This is a genomic window from Burkholderia sp. PR2 (genome assembly GCF_052372875.1).
GTDB classification, from domain to species: Bacteria; Pseudomonadota; Gammaproteobacteria; order Burkholderiales; family Burkholderiaceae; genus Burkholderia; species Burkholderia diffusa.
On sequence record NZ_JBQRWH010000002.1, the window covers coordinates 757083 to 776272 of the forward strand.

The following is a 19190-nucleotide window of genomic DNA, read 5'->3' on the forward strand; positions in this document are numbered from 1 at the left end:
GTAATGTCCTATTCCACCCGCCGCCGCTACCCGGTCGATCCCGATCGTGGTCGCTGGCGCGATTCTGGCTTTGACGTGGGTCAAGCCCCGGTCTGTTCTCGGGTTCCACCGGATCCGCCCGTCACGGCGTTGACCCGTTACCCTCTTTCCGACACGACATGACGCAGCGACCGCTCCGCCCCGCTTCCACGCCACGACCTGCCCTGTCCCGCGACGCATGCCGGATCGCATGGACCGAAGCCGGCAACCCGCACGGCGATCCGGTCGTCGTGCTGCACGGCGGGCCCGGCAGCGGGAGCCGACCGGCGGTAATCGGCCTGTTCGACCTGACGCGCATGCGCGTCGTGCTCGTCGACCAGCGCGGCGCCGGCGCATCGACGCCGCGCGGCGGCCTGCGTCACAACAACACGATGCGTCTGATCGGCGATCTCGACGCGCTGCGTGCACGCCTCGGCATCGCACGCTGGTGCGTTGTCGGCGGGTCGTGGGGCGCGGCGCTCGCGCTCGCCTACGCGGGGCGACATCCATCCCGCGTGACGAGCGTCGTGCTGCGCGGGTTGTTTCTGACGTCGTCGCGCGAAGTGCGCGGCCTGTTCGTCGGCTCGCGCGCACGGGCGCCGCGGGCCTGGCAGCGCCTGATGGCCGCCGCCGGCACCGCGCACGCCGATCGCCTGATCGCATGCTGCGCGCGGCGTCTCCAGCCAGGCACCGGCGCGGCGCGGCAACGCGCGGTCGCGCTCGCATGGAACGCGTACGAGGATGCGATCCTGACCGGGCGACCGGCGCGCGCCACGCGGCCGACGCGACCCGCCGTCGCCGGGCTGATCGACAAATACCGGATCCAGGCGCACTACCTGCAACGCAACTGCTGGCTCGGCGAGCGCAGGTTGCTGGCGCTGGCGCGGCAGGCCGCTCAAGCCGGCGTGCGGTTGCATGCCGTGCACGGCACGCGCGACCGCGTGTGCCCGGTCGACAACGTCGACCGGCTCTCCCGCGCGGTGCCGGCGGCCGTCGTCGAACGCGTGCCGGCCGGGCATCTCGCGAGCGACGACGCGCTCGCGCGTGGCGTCGCTCGCGCGGTACGCAAGGTGCTCGACGTCACGGCAGCAGACGCACCGCAACACGCCGAGCCGCCCGTTCAGTCCCACGCATAGCGGGCGCCGACCCACGCGCCGCGCGGCGCGCCCGGCCCGACGAACTGCTCGTTGACGGGGTTGATCCCGTCGAACGAATGATTCGGACCAGCGCAGACGTTCCGGCCGATTATCCCGAAGCTCGCGTAGCGCTTGTCGAGCAGGTTGGTGATCGACGCGAACAACTGCAGGTGCTTCGTCACCTGCCAGGTCGTATCGAGGTCGATCAGGCTTCAGCGCCGGGGCTGCGAGAAAGTCGTTCGGCAGAGAGCACGGCGCGGCCGGATCGGCGCATGCGAGCTCGATCGCGGTTGGTGAGCGCATTCCTTCGTTGTACGTCTCATATGCGGTGAAGCCGGGCACTGGATTCCACGTGACGCCGAACGGCTCGTTCACGCACACGCCGTCGACGGATACCGAATGCCCCTGCGGCGTGCCGACGATCGGCGATGCCGTGAAGCCGCGGTAGTTCACGTCCGTCTGGTACGGGTTGCCCGGCGCCTCGTTGATGTCGACGCTCGACACGTTCTTCTCGAAGTAGTCGGTCAGTACGCTGCCGTGCTGACGCATGATGTCCTCGCCGCGAATGGTCTGGACGCTGGCCGGCACGCGCGACAGCCGCGTGCCGATCCCGAGCAGCGGCGTCGTGCCGCCGACGACGATCGGCATCGGACGAAATCGGGACATGCATGGCGGTCTCTCGCGGCGCGGAATCATTGCCGTGTCGAACGGCAAGAAGCATGCCGATGCGTGCAACGTCCTGCCGGCAGCCGATCGAAGCCGACACGCATCGATATGCAACCGCGCACCTGTTGCAGTTCGAGCCACCCCTGTTGCGCCTGTGTCAATTTGGATCAACGAGGCGACGCCTTTGGCCGCGCACCGCACTGTCATGTTTCGCAACACTCCACCCGCGGCTGTCCCCGAACGCAACACACGCGGATCATCCGCGCCACGCCGCGCATGTCGCCGCGGCGCGCACAACCGGCCGCTCCGCCTTGCGCGACAGGGCGCGCGCCTCAATGGCATGCGATTTGCGTGACTGGCTGCGCACTGGACCCGGATCCCCACCCTGCCGGCCCGGCCATGTGTTGGCCGCGGTGCGACCACAATGACTCTGGAGACAACCATGAAAAAACTCTCGGCTTCGACGAGCCGACTGGCAACCATCGGAATCGCGGCGGCGGCCGCGATCGCCTTGAATCCCGGCCTGGTGGACGCTGCCGCTGATTATCCGGCCGTCACGTATCAGCGGCTCACGGATGCGCAACGCGATCCGGGCTGGCTCACCTACTACCGCACGTACAACGGCCAGGCGCATTCACCGCTCAAGCAGATCGACGCGTCGAACGTGAAGCAGCTCACGCAGGCGTGGAGCTACAAGTTTCCGGCCGAGCTGAAGCAGGGTTTCGAAGCCACGCCGATCGTCAACGGCCGCTACCTGTTCGTGACCACGCCGAAGGACAACGTGTACGCGTTCGACGCGGCCACCGGCGCGCAACTGTGGAAATACGAACCGAAACTCGGCGCGGAATCGTTCAAGACGGCCTGCTGCGACGTCGTGAACCGCGGTGTCGCGCTCTACGGCAAGAACGTCTACGTCGCGATGCTGAGCGGCGAGGTGGCCGCGCTCGACGCGCAGACCGGCGCGCTCGTGTGGAAGAAGCAGATGTTCGAGCCGGGGCTCGGCTACGCGTTCTCGCTCGCACCGCTCGCGCTCGACGGCGCGATCGTCGTCGGCAGCTCGGGCGGCGAATACGGTGCACGCGGCTTCATCGCGGCGCTCAGCCCGAACGACGGCACGCTGCTGTGGAAGCGCTTCACGATTCCCGGCCAGGGTGAGAAGCACGGTGACACCTGGCCCGACGGCATGCAGGCGCACGGCGGCGCGCCGGCCTGGTTGACTGGCACTTACGATGCGGCGACGCGCACGCTGTACTGGGGCGTCGGCAACCCGGGGCCGTGGCTCGCGGACTTGCGCCCGGGCGACAACCTGTACTCCGATTCGCTGCTCGCGCTGGATCCGAAGAACGGCGACCTCAAATGGCACTACCAGTACACGAAGCACGACACCTGGGACTATGACGGCGTCAACACACCCGTGCTCGCGACGATCAAGTACAAGGGCAAGGAGCGCGACGCGATCATCCACGCGGACCGCAACGGCTACTTCCATGCGATCGATCGCGACACCGGCAAGCTGATCTATGCGGAGCCGTTCGTGAAGGCGACGTCGGTCACCGGCTACACGGAAGACGGCTCGCCGATCCAGGATCCAGCGAAGTATCCGAAGGTCGGCACGACGATCGACACGTGCCCGAGCTTCCTTGGCGGCAAGAACTGGTGGTCGGTGTCGTACGACCCCGTGCGCCATCTCGCGATCGTGCCGGCGCTGCATGCGTGCATGAGCCTGTCGGGCAAGTCGGTCAACTACATGGAAGGGCTGCCGTATCTCGGCGAAGGCTTCGAGATCAAGCCCGAGCCGGGCAGCGAAGGGTACGGCGAACTCCAGGCGATCGACGTGAACACCGGCAAGAAGGTGTGGAGCCACTGGAGCAAGCTGCCGTGGAACGGCGGCGTCGCGACGACCGCAAGCGGCCTCGCGTTCAGCGGCTCGCTCGACGGTCACCTGTACGCGTTCGACGTCGCCACCGGCAAGGTGCTGTGGGAGAGCCCGAAGCTCGCGAGCGGGATCATCGCGCAGCCGTCCGTCTTCGAAGTCGACGGCAAGGAGTACGTAGCGGTACTCGCCGGCTACGGCGGCGCGAATCCGATCTGGGGCGGCCCGATGGCCAAGGCGGCGGACGACGTGCCGCGCGGCGGCACGCTGTACGTGTTCGCCCTCGACCGCGGCTGATCGGCATCCGGCCAACCGTATTGCGCCCGCGCCACCGGCGCGGGCGCCCCTCCCTTTCCCGTTTTCAACCGAGCGTACGATCATGAACATCCGACTTTCCCGCCTCGCCGTGGCCTGTGCGCTCGCGGCAGGCACGGCGCTGACACCGGCGCTCTCCACGGCCGCGACGGCGGTGCGCGTCTGCTCGCTGCCGGGCACGCCGACGGCCGCGCTCGACAAGGCCGTCGCCCGCGAGGCGTTCCGCACGGCCGGCATCGCCGCGAACTTCTCCGGGCACGACGCGGGCGGCAACGACGACGACGGCGTGTCCGCGCATGAGCTCGCCGGCATCCTGGAACACGACTGCGACGTGCTCGCAGGCTTTCCACGCTCGGCCATCGCCGACGCATCCGATACGAAGCTGCTGTTCTCGCAAGGCTACCTGCGCTCGGGCTACGTGAGCGTCACGCGCCGCGATGCCGGCGCGCCGGCCACCGGCCGCGAAATTGTCGCGGCGACCTACGCGAGCCCCGCGCAATTGATCGCGGTTCAGCAGAAGAATGCGCGCTTCGATCTCGAGAACACGTCCGAGCAAACGGTCGACGCGGTCGCGCGCGGCCGCGCGCATCGCGCGATCGTCTGGTATCCGGCAGTCGTCGCGTATCAGGCCGCGCATCCGAAACAGGCGTTCCACATCGGCGCGACGTCGTCGCCGTATGCGGAATGGCAGCTCACGTTTGCGTACGCGCCGCGCTCGGCCGAGTTGCAGCAACGTATCGACGCGGCACTCACGCAATTGAAGAACAACGGCCGGCTGGCCGCGCTGACCCGCAAGTGGGCGCTACCCGGCAGCGCGCTCGAAGCGCACGAGTCGCGCATGCCGTCGCGTTTCCTCGACGGCGCGACGGCGAGCGCAGGCCGCGCGCCCGGTAACCTGCTGCGCGCGCGCAACGTGAGCGCCGGCGGCGGCTTCATTCGTGTCGGCGCGAGCACCGGTGACGCCGCGCCGTCCTTTGACGCGGCCCAGGTCGCCCACGGCAAGGAAATCTACGGCAATGCGTGCGCCAAGTGCCACGGCGCCGATCTCGAAGGCAACACCGCGCCCGCGTTGAGCGGCCCGTCGTTCGCGCCGTTGTCGCATTCGCACCTGACGATCGGAGGCGTATTCGGCTACATGGCGACCAACATGCCGGCGGACCAGCCGGGCAAGCTGAAGGACGACGAATACGCGGACCTGATGGCCTTCCTGCTCGCGTCGAACGGCTATGCCGCCAGCAAGGACAAGCTGACGGCCGATACCGCACATGCGTCGACCGCGCCGCTCGTCGCCGGTCCCGCCGCGCACAAGGACGCGAGCCAGTAATACCGGGCAAGCGGCTTCGCCACGCAATGCAAGTCGCTCCCTTCCCCACGATTTCATCTTCAACAGGAAACGACCGTGACGTACCCGACCTCCCGCAGAACCTTCATCATCAACGCCATCGGCCTGTGCGCGACGCTCGCCGCCGCACGCACGGCATGCGCGGCGCCGCCGCTCGTCGACGAGAACGACCCCGCCGCGAAGACGCTCGGCTATCGCGCGCATGCGTCCAGCGTCGACACCGCGCAGTTCCCGAAATACCAGGCCGGCCAACGTTGTGCAAATTGCCGCTTCTACAAGGGCGAAGCGGCAGATACCGCCGGCACGTGCCCGATGTTCGCCGGCAAGCTGGTCGCGGCGGACGGCTGGTGCAACGTGTATGCGAAGCGGGCGTGATGCTTCGCGCGACGGGCTGCCGGCGCGGCACGCACCGGCGCCCGCGGCCGGCAGCGACGACGGCGCGCCGGTGCATGCCGTCGCGCATCTCCACGCACTGATCGCGGTCGGCCTGTCGCGCGGCTTCGTCACGCGCGGCGACATCATCGACGCGCTGCCCGACGACGATGCGAGCGAAAGCAGTCTCGATGCGGCCGCCGCCGTGCTCGCCGAACTCGGCATCGCGGTGTCCGAGCGCGCCGATACCACGAGCGGCTGGACGCTCGAACGCTACTTCCGGCCGGCCCCGCCCGCGCGCGCATGGGCCGACGGCGACGGCACGCTCGCCGCGGCCGACCTGCTCGCGCCGCGTACGACCGATCCGGTCCGGCTGTACCTGCGCGAGATGGGCACGACGCCACTCCTCACGCGTGATGAGGAATTCGCATACGCGCAGCGCATCGAGCGCGGCCGCGCGGCGTCGGTCGCGGTGCTGTGCGGGGACCCCGATGCACTCGACGCGCTCGTGTCGATTCGTACCGAGATCGCCGAACGCCGAGCCGCCGCATCGACCTATGTGATCTTTCTCGCCGACGACCCGCGCGACGCTCGACCATCCAATAACGCCGATGCGGGCGCTTCGCCCGCCTCCATCGGTGAGCCCGGTCGCGACGACGAGGCGCCATCGGAGGATTCGGCCTGGCGCGACGCGGTACTGACACGGCTCGCCCGCATCGACGCATTCGCGGACGGCATTCGGGCCGCGCTGGCCGCGGGCGGCACCGCGTCTGCCGCGTATCGCATGCACGTACGCGACGCCGCGGCGCTGCTCGGCACGCTGTGCCTGTCCGCCCGTGCACTCGAACGGATGAGCGAACCGTTGCGCAGCCGTGCACGCCGGCACCGCGCGCTGCGGGGCCGGCTGGCGCGGTTGTTGGCCGACGTGGGCGTTCCACCGTCGTTCGCGCAGACGGACCACGACGATCACGCCGGCTGGCTCGCGTCGTGCATTGCCGCGCATCCGGCCTGCGGGCCGACGCTGACGCGACGTGCGGCCGAATTCATCGACGCACGCGTCGCGATCGTGCGCGATGCCCCGGCGTCGGAACTGCCGCCCGGCGCGACCGCGTCGCTCGATGCCCGGCTCGGTGCGATCGAACGCGCGATGCAACCGGCGAAAACGGGCTTGTTCGACGCGAACCTGCGGCTCGTCGTGTCGATCGCGAAGCGCTATCCCGATCGCGGCCTGCCGTTCGCGGACCTGATCCAGGAAGGCAACATCGGTCTGTTGAAGGCCATCGAGCGCTACGACTACCGGCGCGGCTTCCGGTTCTCGACGTACGCGACCTGGTGGATCCGGCAGGCGATCACGCATGCGCTCGCCGACCTCGGCCGCACGATCCGCGTGCCGACGCATACGGTCGACGCGCTGAACAAGCTCACGCGGCTCGCGCGCGAGCATCGGCAACGCGCGGGCACGGCCGCGACGCCGGCCGAACTTGCCGTCCACATGGGCGAGCCGGTCGACAAGGTGCGCGATCTGCTTGCGATCGTGAAGGAACCCGTGTCCGCGGACCTGCCGGTTTCGCCGGAAGGCGACATGACGTTCGCCGACGTCGCGCCGGACCTGTCGTCGCCGTCGCCCGAGGACGCCGCCGGCGCCACCCAGTTGCGCAACACGATCGCTGCCGCGATCGACCGGTTGCCGCCGCGCGAGGCGATGGTGCTCCGGCTGCGCTACGGGCTGCACGCGGACGAAGGCTGCTCGCTGCGCGACATCGGCCGCCAGATGAACCTGTCCGCGGAACGCGTGCGGCAGATCGAGGCGTCGGCACTCACACGCCTTCGTGCGTCCGACGCGCTCGGCGTGCTGCGGTCGTTCATCGCATAGCGTGACGTCAATCCCACGGTGCACACGCCGTACGTCGTGCGTCGTGTTGACGTCTGCAACACCCGCTGCTGCATTTCGACGCAACATGCAGGCCGACGAGATCGCCGATCGTTCTGTCGTTCATTGAATTGCAGTGCAGATCGATCGACGAAAGCCGCTCGACGACGCGCATGCACGCCGTTCAGGCCGAACACCCGCACGATTGGCATGCAAGTTGCGTTTCGAGAGTCAGACCATACCCAACGATTTGCATGGAGACCATCTTGACCGCCCTCGTATCGATCCTTCAGGAGCGCCGAATCTTCGAACCGCCGGCCGACACGCGCGAGCGCGCGACCATTTCCGGCATGCCGGCCTACCAGGCGCTTGCCGCCGAGGCCGAGCAGGATTACGAGGGCTTCTGGGCGCGTCTCGCGCGCGAGGGCCTCAGCTGGCACAAGCCGTTCACCAAGGTGCTCGACGAGAGCAATGCGCCGTTCTACAAGTGGTTCGACGACGGTGAGCTGAACGCCTCGTACAACTGCCTCGACCGTCACGTCGAAGCCGGCAACGGCGAGCGCGTCGCGGTGATCTTCGAGGCCGACGACGGGACCGTCGCGCGCGTCACCTACACCGATCTGCTGGCACGTGTCTCGCGCTTCGCGAATGCGCTGAAGAAACGCGGAATCGGCAAGGGCGATCGCGTCGTCATCTATATTCCGATGTCGATCGAGGGCATCGTCGCGATGCAGGCCTGCGCGCGCATCGGGGCCACGCACTCGGTCGTGTTCGGCGGCTTCTCCGCGAAATCGCTGAACGAGCGGCTCGTCGACGTCGGCGCGGTCGCCCTCATCACCGCCGACGAGCAGGCGCGCGGCGGCAAGACGCTGCCGCTCAAGAGCATCGCCGACGAGGCGCTCGCGATGGGTGGCTGCGAAGCAGTCAAGAGCGTGATCGTCTATCGCCGCACCGGCGGCAAGATCGACTGGCACGCCGGGCGCGACCTGTGGATGCACGAGATCGCCGACAGCGAGCCCGACACGTGCGCACCGGAATGGGTCGGCGCCGAGCATCCGCTGTTCATCCTCTATACGTCGGGCTCGACCGGCAAGCCGAAGGGCGTGCAGCACAGCACCGGCGGCTACCTGCTGTGGGCCGCGCAGACGATGAAGTGGACCTTCGACTGGAAACCGACCGACGTGTTCTGGTGCACGGCCGACATCGGCTGGGTCACGGGCCACACGTACATCACCTACGGCCCGCTCGCGTGCGGCGGCACGCAGGTCGTGTTCGAAGGCGTGCCGACCTGGCCGGACGCCGGCCGCTTCTGGAAGATGAGCAACGATCACAAGGTCACGGTGTTCTACACCGCGCCGACCGCGATCCGCTCGCTGATCAAGGCCGCCGAGGCCGACGACAAGGTTCATCCGAAGAGCTACGACCTGTCGAGCCTGCGCATCATCGGCACGGTCGGCGAACCGATCAATCCGGAAGCGTGGATGTGGTACCACAAGCACGTCGGCCAGGAGCGCTGCCCGATCGTCGACACGTGGTGGCAGACCGAAACCGGCGGCCACATGATCACGCCGCTGCCGGGCGCGACGCCGACGGTGCCGGGGTCATGCACGCTGCCGCTGCCGGGCATCATGGCCGCGGTGGTCGACGAGACCGGCCAGGACGTGCCGAACGGGCAAGGCGGCATTCTCGTCGTCAAGCGTCCGTGGCCCTCGATGATCCGCACGATCTGGGGCGACCCGGAGCGCTTCAAGAAGAGCTATTACCCCGAGGAGCTCGGCGGCACGCTCTATCTGGCCGGCGACGGCACGGTGCGCGACAAGGACACCGGCTACTTCACGATCATGGGCCGCATCGACGACGTGCTGAACGTGTCGGGCCACCGGCTCGGCACGATGGAGATCGAGTCGGCGCTGGTTTCGCACGAGCTGGTTGCGGAAGCTGCGGTGGTCGGCCGCCCGGACGACACGACGGGCGAGGCGGTGGTCGCGTTCGTGGTGCTGAAGCGTTCGCGTCCGGAAGGCGAGGAAGCGGCGGCGCTCGCGAAGACGCTGCGCGACTGGGTCGGCAAGCAGATCGGGCCGATCGCGAAGCCGAAGGACATCCGCTTCGGCGACAACCTGCCGAAGACGCGCTCGGGCAAGATCATGCGGCGCCTGCTGCGCTCGCTCGCGAAGGGCGAGGCGATCACGCAGGACACGTCCACGCTCGAGAACCCCGCGATCCTCGAGCAGCTCGGCCAGTCGCTCTGAATGACGGGGCCGGCATCCGCCGGCCTTACCCAATCTCTTCGACGCACGCGCGTTCGGGCAGCCATCCCCGCCATGAACGCGTCGCATGCGGCCGACACCCGGCCACGCACGTGCGTTCCGCCGCGCCCCATCGTGCGTATGCGGCCCGCGCGCCGGACACCGCTTCGCGGCGGTCCGTCGCATTCCCCGTTCGATGCATCGACGTACAACAACACTGGAGACACCCAATGAAAAACAGAATCGTGATCGGTTGCGCCGCGCTGGCAGGCGCGATGGTCAGCAGCAGCGCCTTCGCACAGAGCAGCGTAACGCTGTACGGCAACCTCGACGCCGCGGTGCTGTACACGAGCAAGACGCTCGACGCCGCCACCGGCGCGAACGCCGGCCATCAGTTCGCGATGACCGACACCGGCATGACGCCGACGACGTTCGGGATGATCGGCACCGAGGATCTCGGCGGCGGACTCAAGGCGAAATTCCAGCTCGAAAGCGGCTTTGCCGTCACCAACGGCGCGTTCGCCCATTCGAACGGCAACTTCTTCGGCCGCCAGGCGTGGGTCGGGCTCGACGGCGGCTTCGGCACGGTCAAGGCCGGCGTGCAGTACTCGCCATTCCTGCTCGCGATCTTCGATTCGGATCCGCGCAGCTTCTCGCACTTCGGCAGCGGGCTGATCAACTACGTCGACAACGTGCTGGTGACGGGCCTGTTCAACCCGAACGCCGTGTCGTACACCAGCCCGACGATCGCTGGCCTCACCGGCAGCGCGATGTTCGCGTTCGGCGGCAAGGCCGGCGACTTCCAGGCCGGCCGCCAGTATTCGGCGAGCCTCAAGTACGAACATGAGGGCTTCATGATCGACGCCGCGTTCTACGACGGCAACGACGGTACCAACCCGACGCCGACGCCGAGCACCGTCGCGTTCGTCGGGCGCACGATCGGCGCCGCATACCGCTTCGGCCCCGTCACCGCGAAGGCGTCGTTCACGAGCTACAAGGTCGGCGGATCGTTCAGCAACAACGTGTATGGCGGCGGCCTCGATTACCAGGCGACGCCGGCCGTCGACCTGAACGGCGGTGTCTGGTTCACCAGCGATCGCAACGACACGGCCAATCACTCGCTGCTCGCGGCCGTCGGCACGACCTACAGCCTGTCGAAGGCAACCGCGCTGTACGCGCAGGTCGCGACGGTCAACAACCACGGAGCGATGAACACCGGGCTCGGGATCAACAACGCGCTTTATGCGGTCACCGGCACGACCGTCGGCGCGAACGTCGGAATCCGCCACATGTTCTGATGCGCAGGAGGCGGTTTCGGTGCCGAATCGCCACCGCCATGCATTCGCAGTCCGAATCATCTCGCGCCGATTTCGGTACGCCAGGACGCGTTCGGATTCGGCGCGATCTCCATCGCGCACGAATCCGTGCCCGACGTATCGCCCATCTCACGCCCGCACGATCCGCCACGTGCAGCATCCACGCACACGGCAAGATCAGCGTCCGGTATAGACCGCCATCGGCGCGGCCCGGACCGCCGCGCGCCGAACCTGCTGATACGCGGAGTTGCCCGGCTGCGCCATCCGTGTCGTTTTCGACCGGTTTCCGGGCGCATGACCGATAGTCCGCGTTTCCCGTTTCTCTACACTGCTTCACACCAGCACACACCTGCCGGATGTCGCATGACGCGCGCCGCATCACCGACATCACGGCGATCCCGAGACAACCGCCTTCGTCCCCGACGGTTCCGCATCCGCTCGGCCAGCCGAAGGCTCCTCCAGGAGCGTTCTTTGAGTTCATCGCAAGCGCACCCCGCGAAAGCCCGGTCTTCGCGCAAGTCCCTCAAGCTGGACGACATCACGATCGTCGACCCCGCCGTCCTGAAGCGAGCGGTCGGCGCCATGGCGTTCGGCAATGCGATGGAATGGTTCGACTTCGGCGTCTACAGCTATATCGCCGTCAAGCTCGGCAAGGTGTTCTTCCCGTCCAGCAGCCCGTCCGCGCAGTTGCTCGCGACCTTCGGCACGTTCGCGGCCGCGTTCCTCGTGCGCCCGCTCGGCGGCATGGTGTTCGGCCCGCTCGGCGACCGCATCGGCCGCCAGCGCGTGCTCGCCGCCACCATGATCATGATGGCCGTCGGCACCTTCGCGATCGGCCTGATCCCCAGCTACGCGTCGATCGGCATCATGGCGCCGATACTGCTGCTCGTCGCCCGCCTCGTGCAGGGCTTCTCGACCGGCGGCGAATACGGCGGCGCCGCCACCTTCATCGCCGAATTCTCGACCGACAAGCGCCGCGGTTTCATGGGCAGCTTCCTCGAGTTCGGCACGCTGATCGGCTACACGCTCGGCGCGGCCACCGTCGCGATACTGACGGCGACGCTCTCGCAGGAAGCCCTGCTGTCGTGGGGCTGGCGTGTGCCGTTTTTCATCGCCGGTCCGTTGGGCCTCGTCGGCCTGTACATCCGGATCAAGCTCGAGGAGACGCCCGCGTTCAAGAAGGAAGCCGAAGCACGCGAAGCGGACGAACGATCGCGCCCGAAACAGTCGTTCGGCACGCTGCTCGTCGAACAGTGGAAGCCGCTGCTCCAGTGCGTCGGCCTCGTGCTGATCTTCAACGTGACAGACTACATGGCGCTGTCGTATCTGCCCAACTACCTGTCGGCGACGCTGCACTTCAACGAAACGCACGGCCTGTTCATGGTGCTGCTCGTGATGGTGCTGATGATGCCGATGACGCTTTACGCCGGGCATCTGTCGGACCGGCTCGGCCGCAAGCCGGTGATGATGTTCGGCTGCGTCGGCCTGCTCGCGCTGTCGGTGCCCGCGCTGCTGCTGATCCGCTCCGGCGGGATGCTGTCGGTGTTCGGCGGAATGATGATCTACGGCACGCTGCTGTCGACCTTCACCGGGGTGATGCCGTCCGCGCTGCCCGCGCTGTTCCCGACGCGGATCCGCTACGGCGCGCTCGCGATCGGCTTCAACGTGTCGGTGTCGCTGTTCGGCGGCACGACGCCGCTCGTCACCGCATGGCTCGTCGATCGCACCGGCGACCTGATGATGCCGGCCTACTACCTGATGGGCGCGTCGTTCATCGGCATCGTGTCGGTGCTCGCGCTGCGCGAAACCGCACGGCGGCCGCTGCCAGGCTCCGCGCCGTGTGTCGCGAGCCGCGCGGAAGCGCAGGACCTGATTCGCCGCGGCGTTGACGAGGGGCGCGTGCGCGACCGCAAGTTCGCGCCGGTCGGCGAACGCGCGTAATCCAGTCATGCAGTGATGCAAGCCGTTGCGTCGTCATGCGACGCCGCGCGGCACCCCCTCGCGGGCGCCGCGCATCTGACTGTCAGCCCGCCGCGAGCTGCTGTTCGTCGAACCAGTCGAGCAGCGTCCGCGTGACGAACGCGGGATTCTCCAGGTTCGAGATGTGGCCGGCGTCCGGCACCAGCGCATGGCGGCAACCGATCACGCCCGCCATCTTCACCGTCTCCGACGGCGGCCGCGCCATGTCGCCCGCGCCGCACATCAGCAGCGTGCGCTCGGCATCCAGTTCAGCGAGCGCGACGAGCGTATCCGGCCGCCCGAAGATCAGTCGACCGAGCGGGACGATCGACTGCCGCAGCCGGTCGGCCGGAAGGTTCGCGAGCGCGGCGCGAAACGCGGTCGGCACCGGGTCGGCAAGGTTCACGTCCGGCCGGAAAAACAACGGCACGATCGCATCGAGCAACGGCGGCGCGATACAACCGGCGGCGGCGATCGCGTCGAGCATCCCGAAGTAGCGCAGCCGCGTCGCGTCGGGTTCGGACTCCAGCGACGCATCCATCAGCACGAGCGAGCGCACGCGCTGCGGTTCGCGCAACGCGAGCCGCGCGCCCCACATCCCGCCGACGCTCAGCCCCACGACCGCGCACTGCTCGATCTCCAGCGCATCGAGCAATGCGCTCGCGTGCGCGGCGAGGTCGTCGAGCGTCTCGGTGCCGTCGGGCAGCGGGCCCGACGCACCATGCCCCCACAGGTCCGGCACGATCATGCGATAGCGGCTCGCCAGCGCGTCGATCTGCGGCGCCCACATCGCCGAATCCCACAGGTAGCTGTGTCCGAGCAGCACCGGAAATCCGGTGCCGTGATCCTGGTAATGCAGGGTGCTGCCATGAACGATGTGTGCGGGCATGTCGTCTCCGGATGTCAATGCGATCGGCGGCGGCCCGGAAACGGGCGCCGCGATCCGCGGCGTTTTGCGACGAACGCGAAGCGGCGAATCATCGCACAGCTTGCCCGCGCTGCGTGTGACTGCCGTCGCGCGTCCCGCGACGCATGGCGTCGTGCACTTCCGCCGTGCGACCGGGACGACGCCGGGCACCGGAATGTCGAGGCTGTCGCCGTTCCGTTCGAGACATACGCTTGCGTCGATGCGTGCGTGAGCGACGCGGCCAGCGCGAACTCGGCGGCCGCGACGGCCCGCCATGCTGTCTTCATGTTGATGTGAATGCGCCGTGCGTGAAGCGACCGTTAACGTGTTCGCGGCACCGGACGACCTCGGTCGTCCGGTGCCGCGACGGGCGAAACGCATGATCAGAACACCGCGTGCCCGCTGATGAGGCTCGGCAGCCAGGTGGAGAAGAACGGCATGTACGTGACGATGTTGATCGCACTGAAGATCGCGAGGTAATACGGCCACGCCATCTTCGTCGTCTCGCCGATCGACACGTTGCCGATCGCGCAGCCGACGAACTGCACCGAGCCGATCGGCGGGTGAACGAGACCGAGCGAGCAATTCAGCAGCAGCATGATCCCGAACTGCACCGGCCCGACGCCGCACGCCATCGCGATCGGCAGGAACAGCGGCGTCGTGATCAGGATGTGCGCGGCCATGTCGACGAACGTGCCGAGGAACACCTGAATGATGTTGATGTACAGCAGCATCAGCCAGGGCGCTGCGGTCGACTGCTTCAGCAGCCCTTCGATCGCATCCGGAATCTCCAGGTACGACATCTGGAAGCGCAGCATGTTGGACACGGCGATCAGCAGCAGCACGACGCCCGTCGTGCGCGCCGCATGCGACAGCGCGCGGCGCAGTTTCTCGACGGTCAGCGTGCGGTACACGATCGCGGTCAGCACGAGCGAATACACGACGGCGATCGCGGCCGCTTCGGTTGCGGTGGCGATCCCCTTCGCGACGCACACGAGGATGATCGCGATCACCATCAGGCCCGGCACCGCGCCGACGAAGCTGCGCAGCACCGCATACCAGCCCGGGAACGCCGGCAGCGCGGACGAACCGTCTTCACGGCGCGGATAGCCGTGACGCACGGCTTGCCAGTACGCGGCGGCGAGCACGAAGCCCATCACCCACAGCACCGGCAGGAGGCCGGAAAACAGCAGGTCGCCGATCGACACGCCGCTCACCTGCTGGCCGTGCAGCATTCCCGTGATCCCCTGTGCGGCGAACGCATAGATGATCATGTTGGTCGACGTCGGCATCAGCGCGCCGGCGAGCGACGCGTGGGTCGTCACGTTGACCGCGTAGGCCGCGCTGTAGCCTTCGCGCTTCATCAGCGGAATCACCACGCCGCCCATCGCGGACGTATCGGCGGTCGGCGAGCCCGACACGCCGCCGAACAGCGTGCACGCGACGACGTTGGCCATCCCGAGACCGCCTCGGAAGTGGCCGACGGTTGCCTGCGCGAAACGCAGGATCCGGTCCGCGATGCCGCCGTGCAGCATCAGCTCGCCGGAGAAGATGAAAAACGGCACCGCGAGGAACGAGAACGCGTTCATTCCCGAGATCATCGACTGCATCGCGGTCGCGATCGGGAGCCCTTCGACCATATAGGTCAACACGCAGGCAATCCCGAGCGCGAACGAAACGGGCACCCCGAGCACGAGGAAAATCAGAAAACTGACGGACAGGATCGCGAGTTCCATGGCGTTATTGGCCCGACGAAGAACGACGAAGCGCGAGCAGGTGCTCGAGCGAGAAGAGGATGATGGCGATCGCCGCGGGAATCGTGATCAGGTAGCGCACACCCTCGGGCAGCCCGATGATCGGAATGCGGTCGCCCATCGTCTCGGCAGCCATGCTGCCGCAGCCGACCATGATCGCGATCGCGAACGCGATCAGGCTCAGGTGCTGGATCGCGATCACCACGGTGCGCGCGCCCGGCGACAGGCGCCTCACGAGCGAGTCGAGGCCGATGTGGCCGCCGTCGCGCACCTTCATCGCCGCACCGAACATCGCGATCACGATCACCAGCAGCAACGCGATCGGCTCGACGAAATCGGGCGCGTTCTCGAACACGTAACGCATCACGACCGCGTAGAACACCAGCACCGTGAGCGCCGCCAGACACAGCGACGCGACCACGGCCAGCGCGCGGAACAGCAGGTCGTTCACGCAACGCAGGAGCGGCGCCGCCGCGCGCGGCCGGCACGGTGCCGCACCGTCCGCGACGGCCGCATCCGGCGAGCCCGCAGCCGCCGCGCCATTCAAGGAAGTGCGACGGGTCACTTGGTTGCCTCGATCTCGTCGACGATCTGCTTCATCTGCGGCGTCTTCTCGTACTTGGCCCACAGCGGCTGCATCGCCTTCACGAATGCCGCGCGATCGATCTGCGCGGCGGGCAGGATCTTCGCGCCGCCCTTCGTCACCGTCTGCTGCGCCAATGCCTCGCGCGCGGTCCACAGCTTCTGGTAGTACGGCACCGAATCGGCCGCGGCCTTCCTGATCGCGGCCTGTTCCTGCGGCGACAGCGTGTCCCAGATCTTCTTCGAGAACACCAGCACTTCCGGCGTCATCGCGTGCTGCGTCTCCGAGTAGTCGGGCGCCACCTCGAAGTGCTTGGTTTCCTCGTACGACGGCAGGTTGTTTTCCGCCGCGTCGACGAGGCCCGTCTTCAGGCCCGTGTAGACCTCGGCGAACGGCATCGGCGTCGGCGTGCCGCCCATCGCCCTGATCTCGTCGACCATCAGGTCGGACGGTTGCACGCGCACCTTCAGCCCCTTCATGTCGGCGGGCGTGCGCACCGGGCGCTTCGCGTAGATCGAGCGCGCGCCGCTCTCGTAGAACGTCAGCGCGATCATCCCCTTCGCCGCGAACGCGTCGAGGATCTTCTGGCCGGCCGGGCCGTACATCGCCTTGCGGAAATGGTCGACGTCGCGGAACAGGAACGGGAACGACGGGATCAGCGACTCCGGCACGATCTCGTTGAACGACGCGCCGTTCACGCGCGCCATGTCGATCGCGCCGATCCGCACCTGGTCGACCGTGTCCTTCTCGGAGCCGAGCGCACTGTTGCCGAACACCTTGATCGAGTCCTTGCCGCCCGTCAGCTTCGACAGCTCGTCGCCCATGTACTTGACCGCCATGTTGGTCGGGAAGCTGTCGCCGTGCACGTCCGCCGAGCGGAACACGCGGGCCTGCGCGGACACCGCGAAGCCGGCCATCAGCGCGACGGCCAGTGCGGTACGGGAGCGGGTGAATCGGTGCTTCATCGTCAGTCTCCTTGCTGGTTGCTCGTTGTTTGGCGGCGATCCGCTCGGCATCCGCATGCATCGATGCACGGCCTTCGCGGATTCGCAGTCATACGTTGTATGACGTGTCGGAGCGAATGTACGTCGGTTAATCGTTTAACTCGATTGGTGCATACCCTATAACGGGCTCTGTAGCGGGCTTGCGGCGGGAGATGGGAAAAAGTCGCCTCAACTCGGTGGACGACCTGCAAAACGTTTTCCGGAAACAGGTCTGCATTTGAATCGGCACGATGTTGAATCGCTTTCGCGAGACCGGACGCCGGCTTTCGCTTCTATTTCATTCGTCATAGGATGACTGACTACTGCGCGCCCGCAGCCGCACGACGCCAAGCCAGGACGATCAATCGGCCGTGAACCTCACGCTGCACAACGTGAACCTGCCGGTTTGAGCGTCGACCGCGAACCGCGTCGTCGTGAACGGCGAGGCAACGCGCAATATGCGTCCGGCCAACGTGGTCGAGTTCGTCGACTTCCTCCGGCATCGGACCAGTCAAACCCATTCGGCTCGACGTGGGCGCCGCCGTTGTAATGATGATGCGATGACGCTATTCCCCGCCGTCACGCGGGAATGGCGTCATTGGGCCCGGTGTGCCCGTCGTTGCGCGCTTCCGGCATGCGGGCCGGCGCCTGCGCGCGTGTACACGCCGCGGGCACGCGCGATGCGTGCTTGCGGCGACATCGGAAATGCGAATGGAGGTGTGCGATGCAGACGACCAGAACGTCGGCCGGTCCGAATCAGGACACGCCGCTGAATCCGGGCGACGAAGGGCCACCCGATGCGCCGGGCGTGGGCGAGGACCTGTGCGGCGTGTGCCGCGGCACGGGCATGGTCGAAGGACAGCCATGCACGGTGTGCGGCGGAACGGGCAAGGTGCTGCAGGGTATTGGCGGCGGATAGGCGAACGACACGCATGCAGGCCGATTGCCGCGATGCCCGGACGGGCCGCGCCTCGCATGCGACGCCTCGGCACCGGAATCTGCTGCAACGCGGTGTTCGCAGCGTCCTGGCCGGACGCGCTCTCAACGACCGAGGCGTCGATCCCGCAGGAACGCGTTCAGCTCGCCGCCCGCATGCTCGATATGCCGCTTGAGCAGCGATGCCGCCGTGCGCGCATCGCCCTTGCGGCACAACGCGACCAACTCGGCGTGTTCGGATTCGGCCACGTCACGCGCGGCCTCGGACAGCGACAACTGCACGCGCGTGTAGCGGTCGGTCTGCTGCAGCAGCGACGCGACGATCGCCGCCGTCTTCGGCTGGTCGGCGCGCGACAGCAACACCTGATGCAGCTCGGTGTTCAGTTCGCCCCAGCGCCCGGACTGGCTCGCATGCAGCACTTCGCTGTATTCCTCGAGGATCGCATCGAGCCGCGCGAAATCCTCGGCGGTCAGCTTCGGAATCGACTTCTTCAGCAGCACGGGTTCCAGCAGCGCGCGCAGTTCGAACAGTTCGGTGATGTCTTCCGGGGACAGCTCCGAGACGATCGCCCCCTTGTGGGGCAGGATCTTGACGAGCCCCTCGCTCTCGAGCTGCACGAGCGCTTCCCTCAGCGGAATCCGGCTGATGCCGAGCTCGGTCGCCAGCGCATCCTGGCGAAGCTGATAGCCGTCGACATACTCCCCTGTCAGGATACGGCGGCGCAATTCGTTCGCCGCGGCTTCGGCGCGCGTGGCGTAGACAAGAGGAGGGCGTTTCTCGTTCATGTTCGGACTGGGGAAGGCGGTCAGGCAGATGTCGGCGCGGCGGCGGATATTGCATATTTTCTACAATATTAGCAGAGGGCCCGCGCCGTCGAGCCGCCGCCGCATGGGGCTTCATGCTGTCGCGCCCT

The 19190-nt window shown here is 67.4% G+C and carries 16 protein-coding genes and 1 pseudogene; 10 read left to right on the forward strand and 7 right to left on the reverse strand.

Annotated features, from left to right (window positions below):
- Nucleotides 1-158: 158 nt before the first annotated feature.
- Nucleotides 159-1154 (forward strand): alpha/beta fold hydrolase, encoded by a 996-nt coding sequence (locus ACT2FV_RS15020; protein WP_444504209.1) that lies wholly within the window; start codon nucleotides 159-161, stop codon nucleotides 1152-1154.
- Here ACT2FV_RS15020 and ACT2FV_RS15025 read toward each other — a convergent pair.
- Both ACT2FV_RS15025 and ACT2FV_RS15030 read right to left on the reverse strand, forming a co-directional pair.
- The gene (locus ACT2FV_RS15025; RefSeq protein WP_444504210.1) at nucleotides 1139-1336 is read right to left on the reverse strand and encodes a hypothetical protein; all 198 of its coding nucleotides are present in this window, start codon (nucleotides 1334-1336) and stop codon (nucleotides 1139-1141) included. The two genes, ACT2FV_RS15020 and ACT2FV_RS15025, sit on opposite strands and share 16 nt — an antisense overlap.
- 154 nt (nucleotides 1337-1490) lie before the next feature.
- A pseudogene (locus tag ACT2FV_RS15030) lies at nucleotides 1491-1799 on the reverse strand (TonB-dependent receptor plug domain-containing protein); the annotation flags it as partial.
- Here ACT2FV_RS15030 and ACT2FV_RS15035 point away from each other — a divergent pair.
- From ACT2FV_RS15035 to proP, 8 genes are all read left to right on the forward strand, one after another.
- Nucleotides 1702-2175, forward strand: a complete 474-nt coding sequence (locus ACT2FV_RS15035) for a hypothetical protein (protein ID WP_444504211.1) — start codon at nucleotides 1702-1704, stop codon at nucleotides 2173-2175. The pseudogene ACT2FV_RS15030 and the gene ACT2FV_RS15035 overlap by 98 nt on opposite strands.
- A gap of 87 nt (nucleotides 2176-2262) precedes the next feature.
- Entirely contained in the window at nucleotides 2263-3990 is a 1728-nt protein-coding gene (locus ACT2FV_RS15040) for a methanol/ethanol family PQQ-dependent dehydrogenase (protein WP_444504212.1), read from the forward strand.
- Nucleotides 3991-4072: 82 nt separating this feature from the next.
- A complete protein-coding gene (locus ACT2FV_RS15045; protein ID WP_444504213.1) occupies nucleotides 4073-5332 on the forward strand; it encodes a c-type cytochrome in 1260 nt (419 codons plus the stop codon).
- Nucleotides 5333-5407: 75 nt separating this feature from the next.
- Nucleotides 5408-5725 carry a high-potential iron-sulfur protein gene (locus ACT2FV_RS15050; protein WP_174909781.1) on the forward strand — a complete coding sequence of 106 codons (318 nt, stop codon included), beginning with the start codon at nucleotides 5408-5410 and terminating at the stop codon, nucleotides 5723-5725.
- The gene (locus ACT2FV_RS15055; protein ID WP_444504214.1) at nucleotides 5709-7595 is read left to right on the forward strand and encodes a sigma-70 family RNA polymerase sigma factor; all 1887 of its coding nucleotides are present in this window, start codon (nucleotides 5709-5711) and stop codon (nucleotides 7593-7595) included. The genes ACT2FV_RS15050 and ACT2FV_RS15055 overlap by 17 nt, the downstream gene beginning before the upstream one ends.
- Nucleotides 7596-7846: 251 nt before the next feature.
- On the forward strand, nucleotides 7847-9841 hold the full coding sequence (acs, locus tag ACT2FV_RS15060; protein WP_444504215.1) for an acetate--CoA ligase: 1995 nt from the start codon (nucleotides 7847-7849) through the stop codon (nucleotides 9839-9841).
- A 227-nt stretch (nucleotides 9842-10068) separates the two neighbouring features.
- Nucleotides 10069-11136, forward strand: a complete 1068-nt coding sequence (locus ACT2FV_RS15065) for a porin (RefSeq protein WP_444504216.1) — start codon at nucleotides 10069-10071, stop codon at nucleotides 11134-11136.
- A gap of 489 nt (nucleotides 11137-11625) precedes the next feature.
- Nucleotides 11626-13095, forward strand: a complete 1470-nt coding sequence (gene proP / locus ACT2FV_RS15070; protein WP_444504217.1) for a glycine betaine/L-proline transporter ProP — start codon at nucleotides 11626-11628, stop codon at nucleotides 13093-13095.
- Nucleotides 13096-13177: 82 nt separating this feature from the next.
- On the opposite strand, the gene ACT2FV_RS15075 is transcribed toward proP, so the two are convergent.
- The 4 genes from ACT2FV_RS15075 to ACT2FV_RS15090 form a co-directional block, all read right to left on the reverse strand.
- On the reverse strand, nucleotides 13178-14002 hold the full coding sequence (locus ACT2FV_RS15075; RefSeq protein ID WP_444504218.1) for an alpha/beta fold hydrolase: 825 nt from the start codon (nucleotides 14000-14002) through the stop codon (nucleotides 13178-13180).
- A 401-nt stretch (nucleotides 14003-14403) separates the two neighbouring features.
- Nucleotides 14404-15756, reverse strand: coding sequence for a TRAP transporter large permease (locus ACT2FV_RS15080; protein ID WP_059449222.1), 1353 nt, complete (start codon nucleotides 15754-15756; stop codon nucleotides 14404-14406).
- Nucleotides 15757-15760: 4 nt separating this feature from the next.
- Nucleotides 15761-16339 (reverse strand): TRAP transporter small permease, encoded by a 579-nt coding sequence (locus ACT2FV_RS15085; RefSeq protein WP_124629435.1) that lies wholly within the window; start codon nucleotides 16337-16339, stop codon nucleotides 15761-15763.
- Nucleotides 16336-17322, reverse strand: coding sequence for a TRAP transporter substrate-binding protein (locus ACT2FV_RS15090; RefSeq protein ID WP_059600647.1), 987 nt, complete (start codon nucleotides 17320-17322; stop codon nucleotides 16336-16338). The genes ACT2FV_RS15085 and ACT2FV_RS15090 overlap by 4 nt, the downstream gene beginning before the upstream one ends.
- 742 nt (nucleotides 17323-18064) lie before the next feature.
- Here ACT2FV_RS15090 and ACT2FV_RS15095 point away from each other — a divergent pair.
- Nucleotides 18065-18259 (forward strand): hypothetical protein, encoded by a 195-nt coding sequence (locus tag ACT2FV_RS15095; protein WP_059600650.1) that lies wholly within the window; start codon nucleotides 18065-18067, stop codon nucleotides 18257-18259.
- 122 nt (nucleotides 18260-18381) lie between these two features.
- On the opposite strand, the gene ACT2FV_RS15100 is transcribed toward ACT2FV_RS15095, so the two are convergent.
- A complete protein-coding gene (locus ACT2FV_RS15100; protein ID WP_059600652.1) occupies nucleotides 18382-19062 on the reverse strand; it encodes a GntR family transcriptional regulator in 681 nt (226 codons plus the stop codon).
- Nucleotides 19063-19190: the final 128 nt, after the last annotated feature.